This window comes from Enterobacter sp. JS8-1, from assembly GCF_049187015.1.
GTDB classification, from domain to species: domain Bacteria; phylum Pseudomonadota; class Gammaproteobacteria; order Enterobacterales; family Enterobacteriaceae; genus Enterobacter; species Enterobacter mori.
In genome coordinates this window covers 187,824-206,522 of the sequence record NZ_CP185805.1, presented here as the reverse complement: position 1 = coordinate 206,522, position 18,699 = coordinate 187,824, and the positions used below count along the sequence as shown (strand labels likewise).

The 18,699-nt window shown below is 55.5% G+C and carries 19 protein-coding genes; 10 read left to right on the top strand and 9 right to left on the bottom strand.

Annotation, left to right across the window (positions count from 1 at the left end):
* Nucleotides 1-112: 112 nt before the first annotated feature.
* The gene (locus ACOQH0_RS01025; protein WP_421511359.1) at nt 113-811 is read right to left on the bottom strand and encodes an autotransporter domain-containing protein; all 699 of its coding nucleotides are present in this window, start codon (nt 809-811) and stop codon (nt 113-115) included.
* A gap of 163 nt (nt 812-974) precedes the next feature.
* Here ACOQH0_RS01025 and tag point away from each other — a divergent pair, with 163 nt between their 5' ends.
* Both tag and ACOQH0_RS01015 read left to right on the top strand, forming a co-directional pair.
* Nucleotides 975-1,556: a DNA-3-methyladenine glycosylase I gene (gene tag / locus ACOQH0_RS01020; protein ID WP_421511358.1), complete on the top strand. Its 582-nt coding sequence runs from the start codon at nt 975-977 to the stop codon at nt 1,554-1,556.
* Entirely contained in the window at nt 1,534-1,980 is a 447-nt protein-coding gene (locus tag ACOQH0_RS01015) for an N-acetyltransferase (protein ID WP_010426237.1), read from the top strand. The genes tag and ACOQH0_RS01015 overlap by 23 nt, the downstream gene beginning before the upstream one ends.
* Here the strand turns inward: ACOQH0_RS01015 and ACOQH0_RS01010 are convergent.
* Complete coding sequence (locus ACOQH0_RS01010) at nt 1,943-4,222, bottom strand: molybdopterin guanine dinucleotide-containing S/N-oxide reductase (protein ID WP_421512396.1); 2,280 nt, start codon at nt 4,220-4,222, stop codon at nt 1,943-1,945. The genes ACOQH0_RS01015 and ACOQH0_RS01010 overlap by 38 nt on opposite strands.
* A gap of 213 nt (nt 4,223-4,435) precedes the next feature.
* Between ACOQH0_RS01010 and ACOQH0_RS01005 the strand changes: the two genes are divergently transcribed.
* The 6 genes from ACOQH0_RS01005 to ghrB all read left to right on the top strand — a co-directional run bounded on the left by ACOQH0_RS01005 (nt 4,436) and on the right by ghrB (nt 10,486).
* Entirely contained in the window at nt 4,436-5,098 is a 663-nt protein-coding gene (locus ACOQH0_RS01005) for an OmpA family lipoprotein (RefSeq protein ID WP_008502762.1), read from the top strand.
* 179 nt (nt 5,099-5,277) lie between these two features.
* Nucleotides 5,278-6,294, top strand: a complete 1,017-nt coding sequence (locus ACOQH0_RS01000; protein WP_010426243.1) for a LacI family DNA-binding transcriptional regulator — start codon at nt 5,278-5,280, stop codon at nt 6,292-6,294.
* 100 nt (nt 6,295-6,394) lie between these two features.
* A complete protein-coding gene (locus ACOQH0_RS00995; protein WP_120158915.1) occupies nt 6,395-7,144 on the top strand; it encodes a sugar phosphate isomerase/epimerase family protein in 750 nt (249 codons plus the stop codon).
* 3 nt (nt 7,145-7,147) lie between these two features.
* Nucleotides 7,148-8,086, top strand: coding sequence for a sugar kinase (locus ACOQH0_RS00990; RefSeq protein ID WP_100167438.1), 939 nt, complete (start codon nt 7,148-7,150; stop codon nt 8,084-8,086).
* A 117-nt stretch (nt 8,087-8,203) separates the two neighbouring features.
* Complete coding sequence (locus ACOQH0_RS00985; protein ID WP_089598235.1) at nt 8,204-9,484, top strand: MFS transporter; 1,281 nt, start codon at nt 8,204-8,206, stop codon at nt 9,482-9,484.
* A 27-nt stretch (nt 9,485-9,511) separates the two neighbouring features.
* The gene (gene ghrB / locus ACOQH0_RS00980; RefSeq protein WP_421511357.1) at nt 9,512-10,486 is read left to right on the top strand and encodes a glyoxylate/hydroxypyruvate reductase GhrB; all 975 of its coding nucleotides are present in this window, start codon (nt 9,512-9,514) and stop codon (nt 10,484-10,486) included.
* Between the two features lie 58 nt (nt 10,487-10,544).
* On the opposite strand, the gene cspE is transcribed toward ghrB, so the two are convergent.
* Nucleotides 10,545-10,757 (bottom strand): transcription antiterminator/RNA stability regulator CspE, encoded by a 213-nt coding sequence (cspE, locus tag ACOQH0_RS00975; RefSeq protein ID WP_003860775.1) that lies wholly within the window; start codon nt 10,755-10,757, stop codon nt 10,545-10,547.
* Between the two features lie 248 nt (nt 10,758-11,005).
* Nucleotides 11,006-11,716: a DUF3053 domain-containing protein gene (locus ACOQH0_RS00970; protein WP_042715665.1), complete on the bottom strand. Its 711-nt coding sequence runs from the start codon at nt 11,714-11,716 to the stop codon at nt 11,006-11,008.
* A gap of 331 nt (nt 11,717-12,047) precedes the next feature.
* On the opposite strand from ACOQH0_RS00970, the gene ACOQH0_RS00965 reads away from it, so the two are divergent.
* Nucleotides 12,048-12,335, top strand: a complete 288-nt coding sequence (locus ACOQH0_RS00965) for an HTH-type transcriptional regulator (RefSeq protein ID WP_089598237.1) — start codon at nt 12,048-12,050, stop codon at nt 12,333-12,335.
* Nucleotides 12,336-12,374: 39 nt separating this feature from the next.
* Here ACOQH0_RS00965 and ACOQH0_RS00960 read toward each other — a convergent pair whose 3' ends face one another.
* The 3 genes from ACOQH0_RS00960 to ubiD all read right to left on the bottom strand — a co-directional run bounded on the left by ACOQH0_RS00960 (nt 12,375) and on the right by ubiD (nt 16,446).
* Complete coding sequence (locus ACOQH0_RS00960) at nt 12,375-13,994, bottom strand: ABC-F family ATP-binding cassette domain-containing protein (RefSeq protein ID WP_421511356.1); 1,620 nt, start codon at nt 13,992-13,994, stop codon at nt 12,375-12,377.
* Between the two features lie 214 nt (nt 13,995-14,208).
* Nucleotides 14,209-14,910: an NAD(P)H-flavin reductase gene (fre, locus tag ACOQH0_RS00955; RefSeq protein ID WP_010426263.1), complete on the bottom strand. Its 702-nt coding sequence runs from the start codon at nt 14,908-14,910 to the stop codon at nt 14,209-14,211.
* A gap of 30 nt (nt 14,911-14,940) precedes the next feature.
* Nucleotides 14,941-16,446: a 4-hydroxy-3-polyprenylbenzoate decarboxylase gene (ubiD, locus tag ACOQH0_RS00950; RefSeq protein WP_421511355.1), complete on the bottom strand. Its 1,506-nt coding sequence runs from the start codon at nt 16,444-16,446 to the stop codon at nt 14,941-14,943.
* 170 nt (nt 16,447-16,616) lie between these two features.
* On the opposite strand from ubiD, the gene rfaH reads away from it, so the two are divergent.
* Nucleotides 16,617-17,108, top strand: a complete 492-nt coding sequence (rfaH, locus tag ACOQH0_RS00945) for a transcription/translation regulatory transformer protein RfaH (RefSeq protein WP_010426265.1) — start codon at nt 16,617-16,619, stop codon at nt 17,106-17,108.
* Here the strand turns inward: rfaH and tatD are convergent.
* Nucleotides 17,105-17,887 (bottom strand): 3'-5' ssDNA/RNA exonuclease TatD, encoded by a 783-nt coding sequence (gene tatD / locus ACOQH0_RS00940; protein WP_421511354.1) that lies wholly within the window; start codon nt 17,885-17,887, stop codon nt 17,105-17,107. The two genes, rfaH and tatD, sit on opposite strands and share 4 nt — an antisense overlap.
* Before the next feature lie 41 nt (nt 17,888-17,928).
* Nucleotides 17,929-18,699, bottom strand: a complete 771-nt coding sequence (gene tatC, locus ACOQH0_RS00935) for a Sec-independent protein translocase subunit TatC (RefSeq protein ID WP_010426267.1) — start codon at nt 18,697-18,699, stop codon at nt 17,929-17,931.

Here is an 18,699-nt window from a genome sequence, read left to right as displayed (position 1 = left end):
TGAATGACCTTGCCGGGGAACGACATGCACAATTGTTAGTGCTCGCTATCGCGACAAGGCGCGCCGTTATTGTATTTAAGATGTTATCGCAACGTTGAAAAAAGTGACAGCTTTAAAAGTTTGCACTCACACCCAGGGTGTACATGAACTCCTCGCCCGTCGTGGTGTTTTCCCCCTGAGCCAATGACGCATAGGCCGCCATATGGGTTGTAAACGGCATATCCGTTCCGACGGTCACGTCCATCCAGCTGCTGTTTTGTGCAATAGCAGGCGTCTGCGACATGCCGAACTGAGATTTCCACTGGTTCTCGCCAAACTGCTGATTGAAACTAATCTGCGCCCAGGGCCGAAGATCGCCATATTGCGTATCCACGCGCCAGCCGAGGCTGCTCACGCTGGCATGCCAGAGCGGATCGGTCAGCCCCTGCGTCGTCACGCTATCACCGAATTCATTAATCATCATGGGTGCCGTGCCATCGTAACGCCACGCCATCACCGGGCCGGTTGTTATATTTCCCGCCAGCGGAAAATTCCAGCCCACGCTCATGCTGCCTTCCGCTGTCGGGCCGGAAGGCGAATTCAGGGCAAGCCCGGGTCCAGTTTGCGAAGTCTTAATACGTTCAGCCAGAATGTCTTCATAACGCGGTTGGTGATCCGCATCCCATGTATAGCGTTCCGTCGTATTACTTTGTGCGTCTGAAACGATATATTCCTGTTGCCAGGCAGATGCTGTGTGACAAAAAAACAACCACGCTGAAATCCCCACCAGGCCAGAAACAGCATGGCGACCACTGATTTTTTTTATCATCATCAAAGCGACTCCAGAAAGAGCCAATTTCGGCGATATTTATCGTTGTTCAGGAAGAGGTTAACGGGCATATAGCCCTGTATTAACTATTGTCTTTAAAGTAGACACGTCAAGCCTGACGAAATGAAATTTTTTGCGATAACCGTGTGAATAAGGGAGATAACCTATGCAACGTTGCGGCTGGGTAAGCCAGGATCAGCTCTATATCGACTATCACGATCGTGAATGGGGCATACCGGAAACGGATGGCAAAAAACTGTTTGAAATGATCTGCCTTGAGGGCCAGCAGGCGGGTTTGTCATGGATTACCGTACTGAAAAAACGGGAAAATTACCGCAACGCTTTCCACCAGTTTGATCCTGTCACCGTCGCCGCCATGACCGAAGAGGACGTCGAACGACTGGTACTGGACGCCGGTATCATTCGTCATCGCGGTAAAATCCAGGCCATTATCAGCAATGCACGCGCTTACCTGGCGATGGAGCAAAACGGCGAGTCATTTTCAGAATTTGTCTGGTCTTTTGTGAATGACACGCCACACGTCACGCAGGCCGCTACGCTCGGGGAGATCCCCGCCTCCACACCCGCTTCAGATGCACTCTCTAAGGCGCTGAAAAAACGCGGTTTTAAATTTGTGGGCAGCACCATCTGTTACGCCTTTATGCAAGCCTGTGGGCTGGTCAACGATCATATTACGGGCTGCTTCTGTCATCCGGGAGGCCACCATGATCCGCAAATGGCAAAGTGAAAATACCGATCCGCTCCTGAGTCTGTGGCTTGCAAGCACCACGGAGGCGCATCCGTTTATCGATGCAAACTACTGGAAAGAGAACGAAGCCATGGTGCGGGAGGTTTACCTGCCGTCGGCGGAAACCTGGGTCTGGGAACAGGACGGAAAGCCGTGCGGATTTATCAGCGTGATGCAGTCGCAGTTTGTCGGCGCGCTGTTTGTCGCACCGTCGTACATCGGGAAAGGCATCGGGCGGGCGCTGCTGAACCATGTTCAACAGCGCTTTCCGCATTTAAGCCTGGAGGTGTACCAGAAAAATGTCCGGGCGGTGAATTTCTACCATGCGCAGGGCTTTCGTATTGAAGACAGCGCCTGGCAGGATGACACCCAACACCCGACGTGGATCATGAGCTGGCAGGCGGATCAAACGCCGTTAACGTAAGCGCTGGCCCCTGATATTTCTCGACCCATGCCAGCGCCGTATTCCCCGCGCAGCCATTCCCCAGCTTCGAGCTGGGGAGATCTTTGGTCAGCACGTTAACCGCCCCGTTTTTACATATGCCGCCTTCGCTCAGGTCCAGATCCGGCCATGCCCCCTGGTGAATGCAGATAACGCCCGGCTTAATCCCGTCGCTCACCACCGCTCCCGCCAGCACCTGTCCGCGCCCGTTCCAGACGCGCACCACATCGCCATCTGCGATTCCACGCGCTTTCGCGTCCTCGGAATGCAGGGTAATGGGCTCGCGCCCGGCAACCGCATACTGCTCGCGAAGTGACGTATAGTTCAGCTGGCTGTGCAGGCGGTGCGCCGGATGGGCAGATAAGATCTGAAGCTGCCCCGGCTGCGCGTTGCCGTGCCATTCATCTGGCTCCAGCCACATGGGGTGCGGTGGGCAATCAGCATAGCCAAAGCCAGCAATGCGCTCGCTGAAGAGAACGATTTTCCCGCTTTCGGTTTTTAAGGGATGGTTCTCCGGGTCGCGGCGGAAATCAGCAAAACGGACAAACTGCGCATTTTGCTCGCTCTCTGGCATTTCGAAGATGCCATTCGCTTCCCAGAACTCAGCAAACGGCGGCAGCGTCACGCCTTGTGCTGCGCCACGCTGGGCCGCAATCTGGTAGAAGGTTTCCAGCCATTCCAGATCCGTTTTGCCTTCGGTAAAACGCTCACGCCCGCCCGCTTCCCAGCGCTCGCTCAGTTCCGCAAAGACGTCAAAATCATCACGCGCTTCATCTCGCGGCGCGACAACACGCTTCATTGGCACCATGTGCTGGTTGCTGTAGTCGCCGGTCATGGTGAGATCGTTACGCTCAAACGAGGTGGTCGCAGGCAGCACGATATCGGCATGCTTAGCCGAGCCGGTCCAGAAGCACTCGGAAATGACCACCAGCTCCGGCTTCTGCCAGGCGCGGATCAGGCGGTTGGTATCCTGATGGTGCGTGAAGTTCGATCCGCCCGCCCACCAGACAAATTTAATATCCGGGAAGTGGCGGTCCAGACCGTTGTGCTGATAAAAACCGCCCGGGTTTTCCAGAGCTTCAACAATGCGCGCCACCGGGATTTTATCCACGGCATCCACGCCGCCCTGCACCGAGCCCTGCAGAGACGCCAGCACCGCCGCTTTACGCGTTGGGTTACCGCCGTTCGCAAAGTGATAGGAGAGACCAAAACCCCCGCCCGGCGTGCCAATCTGCCCAAGCATTGCGGCAAGGGTCACCAGCATCCAGTGCTTCTGCTCGCCAAACTGCTGGCGCTGCATTCCCCAGCCGGACATTAACATGGTGGTATTTTTATGAAACAACGCCGCCAGTTCGCGGAGTTTGCCCGCAGGAACGCCACAAATCTCTGCTGCCCATTCCGCTGTTTTAGCCACCCCATCGGATTCCCCCGTCAGGTAGTCGGCGAATTTATCGAAACCGGTGGTACAACGCGCCAGGAATTCCGCATCGTGCCAGCCGTTTTCAACCAGCGTATGGGCGATACCCAGCATCATCGCCACGTCGGTGCCCATATGCGGGGCGATCCACTCGGCGCTGTCGCCGAAGAAATCCATGGTTTCCGAACGCATTGGGTCAATACAGAGGATGCGCTTGCCGCTTTTGCGCAGCGCGTCGAAGTATGACACGCCCTGCTCATCGCTGGCATTCCAGGCAATTTTCAGGGTGTTGAGGGGGTTAGCGCTCCACAGCACAACCACATCAGTATGTTCCAGCACCAGCGGCCAACTGGTCTGCTGTTGGTAGACCTCATTTCCGCCCACGACATACGGCATAATCGCCTGCGCCGCACCGGTGGAGTAATCTCCCAGATGCCCGGTATAGCCCCCGGCCAGACTCATATAGCGCTGCAGCAGCGTCGAGGCCTTGTGCAGCACGCCGTTCGAACGCCAGCCGTAAGAGCCAGCAAAAATGGACGACGGACCATAGCTATCACGGATACGTTTATGCTGGGAGTGAATCAATGCCAGCGCCTCATCCCAGCTCACGCGGACAAACTCATCCTGTTCCCGAATACCTTGCGGTTTGTCTGGCGAAGCCAGATAACCTTTACGCACCATCGGCCAGCGCACGCGCGTTTTGCTATGCACCTGATCGCGAACGACAGTCTGTAACGAGTTGGGATGCTGTGTTGGTAGTGCCCCGCGGGACGACAGGACAGTTTCCCCGTCGGTTTCGACCAGCATGGGTCCCCAGTGGGCGGCGGTCAGAATGGTTTTGGTTGAGGTGCTCAAAGCGTGCGCTCCTGGTTGCGTGCAGGTTTACGGCCTTCTTAATTGAGGCGATTTATGGTTTGTCACAAATTTCAGAGTTATACACTGAATTTTCTCCGTATCTGGACGTCATAATCAACTGCCACGCTCGCCGTGGCAAAGAATAAAAAGGATTAAGGAAATAAGATGAAAAAACGCGTACTCGTTATTGCCGCTCTGGTGAGCGGTGCACTGGCTGTTTCTGGCTGCACAACTAACCCTTACACCGGTGAACGCGAAGCGGGTAAATCCGGCATCGGCGCGGGCATCGGCTCGCTGGTTGGGGCAGGCGTTGGGGCGCTCTCTTCCTCCAAGAAAGACCGCGGTAAAGGCGCACTGATTGGCGCAGCAGCAGGTGCAGCACTGGGCGGCGGCGTCGGTTATTACATGGATGTGCAGGAAGCGAAACTGCGCGACAAAATGAAAGGCACAGGCGTGAGCGTCACGCGCAGCGGCGACAACATCATCCTGAACATGCCAAACAACGTGACCTTTGACAGCAGCAGCGCAACGCTGAAACCCGCAGGCGCGAACACCCTGACCGGCGTGGCGATGGTGCTGAAAGAGTACAACAAAACCGCCGTTAACGTGATTGGCTATACCGACAGTACCGGCAGCCAGGATCTGAACATGCGTCTGTCTCAGCAGCGCGCCGATTCCGTGGCCAGCTCGCTGATTACCCAGGGTGTTGAAGCGAACCGTATCCGCACCAGCGGCATGGGTCCGGCAAATCCAATCGCCAGCAACAGCACGGCGGAAGGCAAAGCGCAGAACCGTCGCGTAGAGATTACGTTAAGCCCAATTCAGTAGGTAAAAGCAAAACGGCAACCCCGTTGCCGTTTTTAGTGTTTGCACCCTCTCCCGTGGGAGAGGGTTGGGGTGAGGGCATCAGACCGCAACCTCCGGTAAGCGCAGCGCCACCGGGCAAATTACTTGCCATCGTTGATTTTCCCGCTAAGGTATTCTCACTAAATTCAGGGAAATCAGCGATGAGCAAACCAACCCGGGCCACCATCAGCGACGTGGCGAAAGCCGCCAAAACCGGTAAAACCAGCATTTCGCGCTATCTCAACGGTGAGAAACACCTGCTGTCCGACGCGCTGCTCGCCCGCATTGAACAGGCCATTGCCGAACTCGACTATCGCCCAAGCCTTATGGCGCGCGGCCTGAAACGCGGCAGAACTCGCCTGATTGGTCTGATCATCGCCGATATCACCAACCCCTACTCCGTCAACGTGCTCAGCGGCATCGAAGCCGCCTGTCGCGAAAAAGGCTTTACGCCGCTGGTCTGTAACACCAACAATGAGGTCGATCAGGAGCTGCACTATCTGGATTTGCTACGCAGTTACCAGGTGGAAGGTATTGTGGTGAATGCCGTGGGCATGCGTGAAGAAGGGCTCAACCGGCTGCAGCAGTCTTCGCTGCCAATGGTGCTTATCGACCGCAAAATCCCGGAATTTGCCTGCGATGTCGTCGGGCTGGATAACACGCAGGCGGCCACTACAGCCACCGAGCACCTCATCGAACAGGGTTTTGAAGCGGTCCTTTTCCTGAGTGAACCGTTGGGAATGGTCAACACGCGTCGCGAGCGTTTAAGCGCCTTTCGCGCCACGCTGGACCGCTATCCCGGCGTGATCGCCGAAAATGCCGAGACGCCGCTGCATGAAGCTGACCAGATTGACAATACCCTTCGCCAGTTCCATACGCGCCACCGCGGAATGCGTAAAGCCGTCATCTCCGCAAACGGGGCGCTAACGCTCCAGGTTGCCCGCTCCCTCAAGCGCATTGGCCTGCACTGGGGAAGTGATATCGGCCTGCTGGGTTTCGATGAGCTTGAGTGGGCAGAGCTGGCTGGCGTCGGCATCACCACGCTCAAGCAACCCACGTGGCAAATCGGCTATGCCGCTGTTGAACAGGTGGTTCGCCGTATTGAAGGTGCCAGCGACGCCGTGCGTGAACAGGTCTTCTCTGGCGAACTGATCGTTCGCGGCTCTACCGCCCGCTAAATTCCCTTCGTGACAGCGATCATAAATTCAACATCCCGATCTTTTCTTTGGAACCGGTTCCATCTAGCGTAATACTATCGATTACGCGATGGAGTCTGGTATGAGCAGGAAAATAATGGTGGTCACCGCCGCTTATGGCGCGGACCAGGTGCGGCAGGCCGGTGGTCAACGCGCAATGCTTCCCGTCATTGCGGGCGCAGGCGCGGACGGTGTAGAAATCCGCCGCGAGCTGTTCAACAGCGAAGAGTTGCTGGCGCTGCCTGCGCTGGGTGAGTCCATCGAACTACTGGGTCTGCTGGCATGCTATTCCGCACCCGCCGCCCTGTTTATGCCCAACGGAACGCTCAACCCTGACCTCCCCCGCTATCTGGCCGAAGCCACCGCGCTGAACGCGCTGTGGTTGAAAGTCTCGCTGGGTCATTTCAACGATAAACAGCCACTTGAAGCTTTACGCGCGATGCTGAATGAAAGCGGTATGACGCTGGTGGTGGAAAATGACCAGACCGACTGCGGCCAGCTCGCGCCCATGCAGCGCTTCAAAGCCGCCTGCCGGGTGATGGCATTGCCCGTCACCCTGACGTTCGATATGGGCAACTGGCTGTGGGTGGGCGACTCCCCCGAAGAAGCCGCGCGTCATCTGGCTCCGGCCGTGAGCTATATCCACGTTAAGGCCGCCGTTCCGCATAAGGAGCAGTTCCGCGCCATTGCGCCGGACCGCGCGGAATCACGCTGGCTGGACCTGCTTAATCAGCTTCCTGCCGATGCCCCGCGCGGTATCGAATTCCCCCTGGAGGGGGCAGATTTAACTGCCGTTACCCGCCACTACGTTAACCTGCTGCGTGAGGAGTAAACCATGCAAAAGACGCTGGATGTGATCACTATCGGCGAAGCCATGGCGATGTTTGTGGCCACCGAAACGGGCGACCTGAGCGCGGTAGAACACTTTATGAAACGCGTGGCGGGTGCAGAGCTGAACGTCGCCACGGGCCTGGCGCGTCTGGGTCTGAACGTCGGCTGGGTGAGTCGCGTAGGGGACGACAGCTTTGGCCATTTCGTTCTCGACTCACTGAAAAAAGAGGGTATTGATGCCGCAGGCGTCACGCTCGACGGACGTTTCGCTACGGGTTTTCAGCTGAAATCTAAAGTCGAAAATGGAACCGATCCCATCGTGGAATATTTCCGTAAAGGATCGGCCGCAAGCCATCTCTCCGTCGAGGATTACCACGCCCACTATTTTGCCTCCGCGCGCCATCTGCATCTCAGCGGCGTGGCGGCAGCGCTGTCTGCCAGCTCATATGCGTTGCTGGACCATGCGGCAACAGCCATGAAGTCTCAGGGTAAAACGATCTCTTTCGATCCTAATTTGCGCCCGGTGCTGTGGAAAAGCGAAGCGGAAATGGTCGAGAAGCTGAACCGTCTGGCGTTCCAGGCTGACTGGGTTCTGCCGGGCCTGAAAGAAGGGATGATCCTGACGGGTGAAAAGACGCCGGAAGGCATTGCCGATTTCTACCTGAATAACGGGGTAAAAGCGGTGGTGCTGAAGACCGGTGCCGATGGCGCATGGTTTAAAACGGCCAACGGCGAACAGGGCGCGGTCGCGGCGGTGAAGGTTGAGAACGTGGTCGATACCGTCGGCGCGGGCGATGGCTTTGCCGTGGGCGTCATTAGCGCCCTGCTGGAAGGCAAACCGCTGCAGCAGGCCGTTGCGCGTGGCAACAAGATTGGCTCGCTGGCGATTCAGGTGCAGGGTGACAGCGAAGGATTACCAACGCGAGCAGAGCTCGGCGTTTAAATTCCCTCTCCCCGTGGGAGAGGGCCAGGGTGAGGGCAACAGGCCGCACCAAATAATTAAGCCACCGTGTACCCTACAGACAACGGCGGTAACAACCTCAACAACAGAGGCAAGCCTATGAACAGTTCGACCAATGCAGTAAAACGCTGGTGGTACATCATGCCAATCGTGTTTATCACGTACAGCCTGGCGTACCTCGATCGTGCTAACTTCAGTTTCGCATCCGCTGCGGGGATCACCGAAGACCTCGGTATCACCAAAGGTGTATCCTCTCTGCTCGGCGCCCTTTTCTTCCTCGGCTACTTCTTCTTCCAGATCCCCGGCGCGATTTACGCGGAACGCCGCAGCGTGCGCAAGCTGATCTTCGTCTGCCTGATCCTGTGGGGCGCCTGCGCGTCACTGACCGGCGTGGTAAACAATATTCCTGCTCTGGCCGCCATTCGCTTTATCCTCGGCGTCGTTGAAGCGGCGGTCATGCCGGCGATGCTGATTTACATCAGCAACTGGTTTACCAAATCTGAACGCTCGCGCGCGAATACCTTCCTGATCCTCGGTAACCCGGTCACGGTACTGTGGATGTCAGTGGTGTCTGGCTACCTGATCCAGTCCTTCGGCTGGCGCGAAATGTTTATCATCGAAGGGGTGCCAGCAGTGATCTGGGCATTCTGCTGGTGGGTGCTGGTGAAGGATAAACCTGCCCAGGCGAAATGGCTTTCCGAAGATGAAAAAGCCGCGCTGCAGGCCCAGCTGGATAAAGAGCAGCAGGGTCTGAAGGCGGTTCGCAACTACGGTGAAGCCTTCCGCTCCCGCAACGTGATCCTGCTGTGCGCGCAATATTTTACCTGGAGTATTGGCGTATATGGCTTCGTGCTGTGGCTGCCGTCGATTATCCGCAGCGGTGGCGATAATCTTGGCATGGTCGAAGTGGGCTGGCTGTCATCCGTGCCTTATCTGGCTGCCACCATCGCGATGATTATCGCTTCCTGGGCATCGGACAAACTACAAAATCGTAAGCTGTTCGTCTGGCCCCTGCTGCTCATCGCTGCCTTTGCCTTCATTGGCTCCTGGGCCGTCGGTGCGAACCATTTCTGGGTCTCTTATACGCTGCTGGTGATTGCGGGTGCAGCGATGTACGCCCCGTATGGTCCGTTCTTTGCCATCATTCCGGAAATGCTGCCGCGTAATGTGGCAGGCGGCGCGATGGCGCTGATTAACAGCATGGGCGCGCTGGGGTCGTTCTGTGGTTCCTGGTTTGTGGGCTATCTGAACGGTGTTACCGGGAGTCCATCAGCGTCGTACATATTTATGGGGGTAGCGCTTTTCGCCTCGGTATGGCTTACTCTGACCGTTAAGCCTGCTAATAATCAACAGCACCCTGTCGGCGCGCGACACGCCTGAAACCTTTTAAAATCAACGGAGATTAGCATGAAGCCGTCCGTCATTTTGTATAAAGCACTGCCTGATGATCTGCAAAAACGCCTTGAAGAACACTTCACCGTCACGCAGGTGAAGAACCTGAGCCCGGAAACCGTGGCACAGCACGCCGGGGCGTTCGCCAGCGCTGAAGGTCTGCTGGGTTCAAGCGAGAAAGTGGATGTCGCCCTGCTGGAGAAAATGCCGAAACTTCGTGCGACGTCTACCGTTTCTGTGGGTTACGACAACTTCGACGTGGATGCCCTTAACAAATGCAACGTTCTGCTAATGCACACGCCACATGCCCTGACGGAAACCGTGGCCGACACGCTGATGGCGCTGGTGCTCAGCACGGCCCGTCGCGTGGTGGAAGTGGCTGAGCGCGTCAAAGCGGGCGAATGGACCAAAAGCATTGGTCCGGACTGGTTCGGCGTGGACGTCCACGGCAAAACGCTGGGAATCGTGGGTATGGGGCGTATCGGGCTGGCGCTGGCACAGCGCGCACATTTCGGTTTTAACATGCCGATTCTGTACAACGCACGCCGTCGCCACAGCGAAGCTGAAGAACGTTTCAACGCGCGTTACTGCGAGCTTGATACCCTGCTGCAGGAAGCTGATTTCGTCTGCCTTATCCTGCCGCTGACGGACGAAACGCGTCACCTGATTGGCAAAGCCGCGTTTGAAAAGATGAAGACGTCGGCCATTTTCATCAATGCGGGTCGCGGCCCGGTGGTGGATGAGAAGGCGCTGATTGAGGCACTGCAAAACGGCGAGATCCATGCAGCAGGTCTGGACGTGTTTGAGCAAGAGCCGCTGTCAGTAGATTCCCCGCTGCTCAAACTGCCAAACGTCGTCGCCCTGCCCCACATCGGCTCTGCCACTCACGAGACGCGCTACAACATGGCGGCGACTGCGGTAGACAACCTGATTGCCGCGCTTGGCGGAAAAGTGGATAAGAACTGTGTTAACCCGCAGATCCAACAGTAGAAACGAAAAAACCCGCCAGAAGGCGGGTTTTTGAATTTTGTGCTACTGGGTTGGAAGCTTACAGGCTTACAACGTTACCAGCTGCTGGGCCTTTAGCGCCGCTTTCGATGGTGAAGGAAACTTTCTGACCTTCATCCAGAGATTTGTAGCCATCGTTCTGGATAGCAGAGAAGTGTACGAACACGTCTTTTGAGCCATCGTCAGGAGTGATGAAGCCGAAACCTTTATCAGCGTTGAACCATTTTACCAGACCAGTCATTTTAGCAGACATAGAAATTACCTTATTAACAAATATATTGTGCCTTCCGGCTTGATGGATTGCGTTACAGATTTTTAAGCGATGAAGGAAGGGTCACAACGAAGGGTATCTATGGATAACAATCTGGACTGCTTTACTAAACTGCTTTAGGTCTGTGTAACAAACCGACGGGGATAGTTATACCGATGTGGTAGAGGAATGACAAGCGTTATTTTCAATACCCCCTAAAAAAAACCCCGCACGAAGCGGGGATTTTTATCTTACTCGGTGGCAGCGACTGCCGCACTCCACGCCTGGCTAAAGGCCTGGTGCTGGGAAGCCAGCGGCCCAATCAGCGTATTATATTGACTTGCCTGCTGTGAGGTTGGGAACTGGATACCGTTAGAGACAAAGCTCACCTGCGTCCCCTGTTGGGAGATAAAATCCCCCACCTGAACCAGCTGCTGCGTGAAGACCTGCGCGGCCGGGATCAACGGCTGCAAAGCGTCGGACGGCTTCGTCACCACTTTCTCATACACTTTGTCAAAGACAGGTTTGAGATCCTCGCCCTGTTTCAGCGCAGAACGTGACGCATCAGCCTGCATTTTCGCATTCTGTAACTGCTGGCTCAGCACGCCAAGCGCACCGTTGGACTGGCGCAGCGGTTCACGTTGGGTCATATAATCCTGCGGTACACGGATCGCATTAACGCTATCCAGCACCGGACGAAGGCCGGAGTCCATCGCCTGGCTTACCTGCTGCGAATAACCATAAAGGATGGCGTAATCGGACACGAAAGGACCAAACTGTTTTTTCTGATCCGCAGTCAACGTTGGTAAACGCTCGCCGCTACGCATCACTGTATTCTGTAGAAAATCGATAAACGCTTTGCGCTGATCGCCTTCTTTATCGAAACACCCACTCAGGCTAACTACCATCAACAACGCCGCAAGAGGCGCAAACCAGCGAGAGCAGGACTTTCCTGTCGCCATTTTATTACTCCTTTCACCCAAAAAAGCGCACACCGGCACACGCGTGCCCAACGCTGACAAGGATAGTCCAGGTCAGCCCCGCAAGATACTCTTTTCATGCAAAACGGCTATTGCCATTTTATTTCTTACCATTTACAAAAAAATACCTGTCGAAGCCGATATATGGCTAATCAGGTAATTAGCATAATTATCCAGATAGCTGAAACGGATAAAGCTATCGTTACCGCACGATTAATCACATCCGCAACGATCCTTCGTTTGTATTAGGGACTATTCTTAATTGGCTCTCTGATGTTCTTGATCCCGATGTGTGATTTAAGAGGAGTCCTCAATGGAATATAAAGATCCTGAGTTTGAGCTGCTGAGCAGCCTGGAACAGATTATTTTTAAAGATGTACCGCAGACGGTTACCCTGCAACAAAAGTCCAATCCCTTTACAGAATTTGAGCAATTGCGCAAAGGGACAGGGCTGAAAACAGATGAATTCGCCAGAGCGATGGGTGTCAGCGTGGCGATGGTGCTGGAGTGGGAATCAAAACGTGAAAAGCCCACGCCAACCGAGTTAAAGCTGATGCGCCTGATACAGGCGAACCCTGCACTCAGTAAACAGATAGCGTAATACAGTTTGACCGCCCCCGCCCTTGCGGGGGCTTGTGTTTTATAGGCTTACACAATGCCATCCCGCCTCATTCCACACCAGGTTATGCGTCAGCGTTAATCCCTTCAAAAACGTTTCATCATGCGACACCACCAGCAGCGCGCCAGGGAACTCCGCCAGTGCAGCCTCAATGGCCTGAACGGAGGCCAGATCCAAATGGTTAGTGGGCTCATCCAGGAGCAAAAGCTGCGTGGCCGCTTCACGCCATAAGACAATGGCCAGCGCGGCTTTGAGGCGTTCACCGCCGCTCAGTTCCGCCAGGGGGAGCGAGACCTTATCTGCGCCAAGCTGAAGCTGCGCTAGGCGAGTACGCAACGTGCCTTCTTCAAGCGGCGTGTTGCTGAGATTAAGATGCGTCATCACCGACTGCGAAAGATCGAACTGCGACAGGTGTTGATCGAGATAGGCGCAGGTGACCGATACCGCGCAGGTTCCTGAAAGAGGTGCTTCCTCTCCGGACATCACTTTCAAGAGCGTCGATTTACCACAGCCATTCGGCCCACGGAGTGCGACACGCATTGGCCCGTCCATACGCCAGCTTATCGGCGGAATATCCACATGTGGCAGCGCCAGCGCCTCCAGCACCAGTACCTGTTTCCCCTCCGCGACGCGACTGCCCGGCAGGGTGAAGATGACCGGGTTATCGTCTTCTACCCGCTCGCGCGCGTTGTTTACTGCGGTGTTTAACGCGTCATTCTGTTCGCTGTGCTGTTTTTTCCACGAGCCAATGCGCTCTTTTGCCGCCATTTTGTATTTCACCCGCTCAAAGGAGGCGATATTGAGGCTATCAACCGTACGCAACGTTTTTGCCGAACGTCGCTGGCTGTCGTCGTGCTCTTTATGCATCCGCGCGCGGATTCGTTTGCGCTCAGTGGCCGCGTGCTCCAGCGCGGCGCGGGCAGCCTGCTGTTCCGTATCACGCTGAGTTTTATAATCAGCATAGTTTCCACCGAAGCTGCGCAGGCCAAAAGGGCTCAGCTCGAGAATACGCGGCACCTGTGCCAGCAATTCACGATCGTGAGAAGCCACCAGCACGCCGCCCTGATGGTGGAAAAGCTGGTCGTAAAACCATTCACGCCCCTGTCTGTCCAGATGGTTCGTGGGTTCATCCAGCAGAAGGTAATCCGCATCCGCAATCAATGCCCCGCAGAGCAGGGCGCGAATACGCTCACCGCCGCTGAGTTCCCTGGCCGGTTTATCGGGATCAAACGGCGGGAGGTGCGCGTTCATAAACGCTTCGCTCAGACGTTCCGCCAAATCCCAGTTACCGTCGAGCTTTTCCAGATCCTCAGGCTGATAGTCACCGCTGTCGATGCGCTTACGGGCGGCGAAAATCGCGTCATATCCGAGCAGTTCCGCAAGCGTGGTCTGCGAGGAAATATCATGCTGCTGCGCCACATAGGCATGGGTACCGAAACGCTCAATATGGCCGTTTTCAGGTTCATCAATGCCTGCCAGTAGACGCAACAGGCGTGTTTTACCGCTGCCGTTGCGGCCAACCAGCGCGCACGGCGACGCATCGAGTGTAAGATTTAGCGGACCGAAAAGGGTATCGCCCGTCGCAAACTGACAGGTGACCTGATGCAAAATAAAAGAAGGGGACTGCACAAAATGAGCCATAAGCACTCCTGAATGAAATCAAAAACCTCCCCTGCCGACGCGGTGGCGTTTAGCAAGGACAGAAATTCATCAGTCGTGTTTGTTCATTTTTGGGGGCGCTCCTGAGGGAGGACAATAACAGCGCTAAGGATAGCGGCAATGCATTAACCTTTTCAAGGTTAAATTATCGCCAATTCTCACCGAGACAAAGAACCCGCCGAAGCGGGTTAGACACTTAGATAAACGCGAACGCATCGCCAAACAGGCGATCTTCCCGCGCGTCGCGCTCATTACAGAACAGGTCGCGGGCAATTTTCGCCATTTCAAAACGGCCAGCAATGTAGATATCGTGCCCGGCGAGCGTGCCATGATCCTGCAGGACCGCCGTTAGCACCGTACCACTACGACCGCGCCAGCCCTCTTCCGGCTGCTCAACAACCGGCTCAACGCGCAGGTTCGGGTGATTCACGCTCAGCGCTTCCAGTTCGGACAGGTCGTACAGATGTTTCTCTTCGCGGCCGCCCCAATAGATGGTGATGTCGCGGTTCGGGTTACGTGCCAGCGCGGTCAACAGAATAGAGCGAACATACGAGAACCCCGTACCGCCAGCAATCAGGATAAGCGGACGGTCTTCATCTTCGCGCAGCCAGGCTTCACCGTGTGGAATGTCTACCACGATTTCACGCTCTTTCAGGATGCGGTCCATGACAGCCATGGCGTAAAGGTTAAGCTCAGACGCACCAATATGAAGCTCAATAAATTCCTGCTCCGCTGGCGTAGACGCCATAGAGAAAGGACGTTTATCGCGCTCATCCATCACGACCATCAGGTACTGACCAGCGCGGAAAGAGAATGCCGATTCTGGCACTAAACGGACGCGATATACGGTGTCGGTAATGGCATCTACCGAGGTCACTTTACAGCTTAAGGTTGTCATTCGCTCTCTCTGTCGGGAAGTCTATAGGGCTTAACGGTCAGCTTCAGATTTACCGTTATTCATTATGGCCAGTTCGTCCCAGATCGCGTCTATACGCGCGGTCACGGCAGGATCTTTTTTGATCGGGCGACCCCATTCACGGTCGGTTTCGCCAGGCCATTTATTCGTGGCATCCAGTCCCATTTTTGAGCCAAGACCGGAAACCGGCGAGGCAAAGTCCAGATAATCTATCGGCGTGTTTTCGACTAACACCGTATCACGCGCGGGGTCCATGCGTGTAGTAATCGCCCAAATAACGTCATTCCAGTCGCGGGCGTTGACGTCATCATCGCAGACGATAACAAACTTGGTATACATAAACTGGCGCAGGAAAGACCATACGCCCATCATCACGCGTTTAGCGTGACCGGCATACTGCTTCTTCATCGTCACTACCGCCAGGCGATACGAGCACCCTTCCGGCGGCAGATAGAAATCAACAATTTCCGGGAACTGTTTTTGCAGAATCGGCACAAAGACTTCGTTCAGCGCCACACCCAGCACCGCTGGCTCATCCGGTGGACGGCCGGTATAGGTTGAGTGGTAAATTGCATCTTCACGTTGGGTAATGTGCGTGACGGTAAACACCGGGAAGTTATCAATTTCATTGTAATAACCCGTATGGTCGCCGTAAGGCCCTTCCGGTGCAAACTCACCCTGTTCGATGTAGCCTTCCAGAACGATTTCAGCACTGGCTGGCACTTCCAGGTCATTGGAGACACACTTTACGACTTCGGTTTTAGTGCCGCGCAGCAGCCCTGCAAAGGCATACTCCGACAGCGTATCCGGAACAGGCGTAACCGCGCCCAGAATCGTTGCCGGATCGGCCCCCAGGGCAACAGAAACCGGGAATCGTTCACCGGGATGTTCCGCGCACCACTCCTGAAAATCGAGCGCGCCGCCACGATGTGACAGCCAGCGCATGATAAGTTTATTTTTACCAATCAGCTGCTGGCGGTAGATACCGAGGTTTTGGCGCTCTTTGTACGGCCCACGGGTGACGGTCAGACCCCAGGTAATCAGCGGCGCAGCATCTTCAGGCCAGCACTGCATAATCGGGATTTTTGTCAGATCAACCGCATCGCCTTCCAGCACTTTTTGCTGGCACGGCGCACCGCGCAGGCGTTTGGTTGGCATGTTCAGCACCTGCTTGAACTGTGGCAGCTTGTCGAACAGATCGCGGAAACCTTTCGGCGGCTCCGGCTCTTTCAAAAACGCCAGCAGTTTACCCACTTCTCGCAACGCCGTGACATCCTCTTGCCCCATGCCCAGCGCCACGCGGCGCGGCGTGCCGAACAGATTGCACAGCACCGGCATGTCGTAGCCTTTCGGATTTTCAAACAGCAGCGCAGGCCCACCGGCACGCAGGGTGCGGTCAGCAATTTCTGTCATTTCCAGATAAGGATCAACAGGAAGCGTAATCCGTTTAAGTTCGCCCTGCTTTTCCAGCAGCGTCAGGAAGTCGCGTAGATCGTGGTATTTCATGCAGTTAGTCATGGCCTCTCTGTAAGCGCTTCATTATACGGCGTAAGCCTACGTGATGCTGTAATTTTGTTAAATTAGCGTGAACTTCCGCGACTTACTCCACTTTCGCCCATTATAATCAACTTAGCGATCCGGCCAGGGTTTTGATATGCTTGCGCCCCGAACTAAGGGAAAGAGTGATTATGCAGGCCTGGTATTTACTGTATTGCAAACGCGGGCAACTTCAGCGCGCGCAGGAACATCTTGAACGTCAGTCGGTGAATTGCCTGACGCCCGTGATCACGCTTGAAAAAATGCAGCGCGGGAAACGCACGATGGTCAGCGAGCCTCTCTTCCCGAACTATCTGTTCGTCGAATTCGACCCGGAAGTGATCCACACCACGACAATCAGCGCCACGCGCGGTGTCAGTCACTTTGTCCGTTTTGGCACCAGCCCCGCGACGGTTCCCTCAACCGTCATTCATCAGCTTTCGATTTATCAACAACCCGAAGGGATTACCGACCCGGAAACCCCTTATGCGGGCGATAGCGTGGTGATTACAGAAGGTGCCTTTGAAGGCCTGCAGGCCATATTCTCTGAACCTGATGGCGAAGCGCGCTCTATGTTGCTGCTTAACCTGTTGAATAAACAGGTGCTGCAGAGCGTGAAAAACACCGACTTCCGTAAGCTTTAAAACGCAATTCGAAACAGGCGGCGCACGTTGTCATCCGTCTGCGCGGCCAGCCAGTGTGGATCTTCTCCGCGCCAGTGCGCCACACTCTCAACGATGTGCCCTAGATACGCCGGTTCGTTACGCCGCGATGCCGGTTTAGGTTTCATGTCGCGTGGCAGCAAATAAGGGGCATCGGTTTCCAGCAGCAGGCGTTCGGCCGGGATCGCCGGCAACAATTCACGCAGTTCCAGCCCGCGACGCTCATCGCAAACCCAACCGGTAATGCCCAGATAAAGTCCTCGATTCAGGCAATCCAGCGCGTCCTGATGCGATCCGGTAAAGCAGTGCAACACTGCACCAGGCAGTTTATCCAGCCACGGTTCCAGAAGAGTGAGGAAACGCTCATGCGCCTCGCGGCAATGCATGAACACCGGCATTTCTAGCTCTGCGGCCAGCGCCAATTGTGCGGTGAATGCTTTTTCCTGGTCTTCCGGCGTGGAAAAATTGCGATTAAAATCAAGACCGCACTCGCCGATGGCGACCACCTGTGGCATTTTCGCCAGCACGTGGAGCGTTTCAGCGCTGTGTTGCGTCCATTGGCTACTGTCATGAGGGTGGACGCCTGCGGTTGACCAGCAGCGTTCGTAGCGTTGTGCCAGCAACTGCGCCTGCTCACTTTCATGAAGGTTGGTTCCCGTCAGCAACAGCCCTTTCACCCCGGCGGCAAAAGCACGGGCGACGACCTCATCCCGGTCTTTCGCGAACTGCGAGCTGGTCAGGTTAAGCCCAATATCAAACATGCCCCTCTCCATATGACAACCGCCCTGACGGGCGGCTGGTGTTATTCTTCAGTGGTCTTTTCAGACCCGTCTTCTTCATCTTCCGGCGGACGTCGTTTGCCCACATAGAAGCGCGAGAAGAACACGCCGACCTCAAACAAACAATACATCGGTATCGCCAGTAAGGTTTGCGAGAAGACATCCGGTGGCGTCAGCAGCATGCCCACCACAAATGCGCCTACGAGGATATACGGACGCTTCTTGCGGAGATCGTCAGGCGTTGTCACGCCCATCCAGCACAGCAGGACAATCGCCACCGGTACTTCGAACGCCACACCAAACGCCATGAACAGCGCCATGACGAAGCTGAGATAGCTGGCGATGTCTGTCGACACCTGAACCCCTTCCGGCGCGGTATGCGTCAGGAAGCCAAAGGCCAGAGGGAAGACAACGAAGTAAGCGAACGCCATGCCGATATAGAACAGCAGCGAGCTGGAGACCAGCAGAGGGATCACCAGTTTACGCTCGTGCTTGTACAGCGCCGGCGCGACGAAGGCCCAGACCTGGTACAAAATGACCGGCGCAGACGCAATCAAGGATACCCAGAAGGTCAGCTTGATCGGGGTGAAAAACGGTGAAGCCACGTCCGTTGCGATCATCGTCGCGCCCAGCGGCATCTGTTTAATCAGTGGTGCAGAGACCACCTGATAGATATCGTTGGCAAAATAGACCAGGCACAGGAATATAAGGAGAACCGCAATAATGCAGTTTAACAGGCGCTTGCGCAGCTCAATGAGGTGCGTAATGAGCGGTTGAGTATCATCTACTGCCAT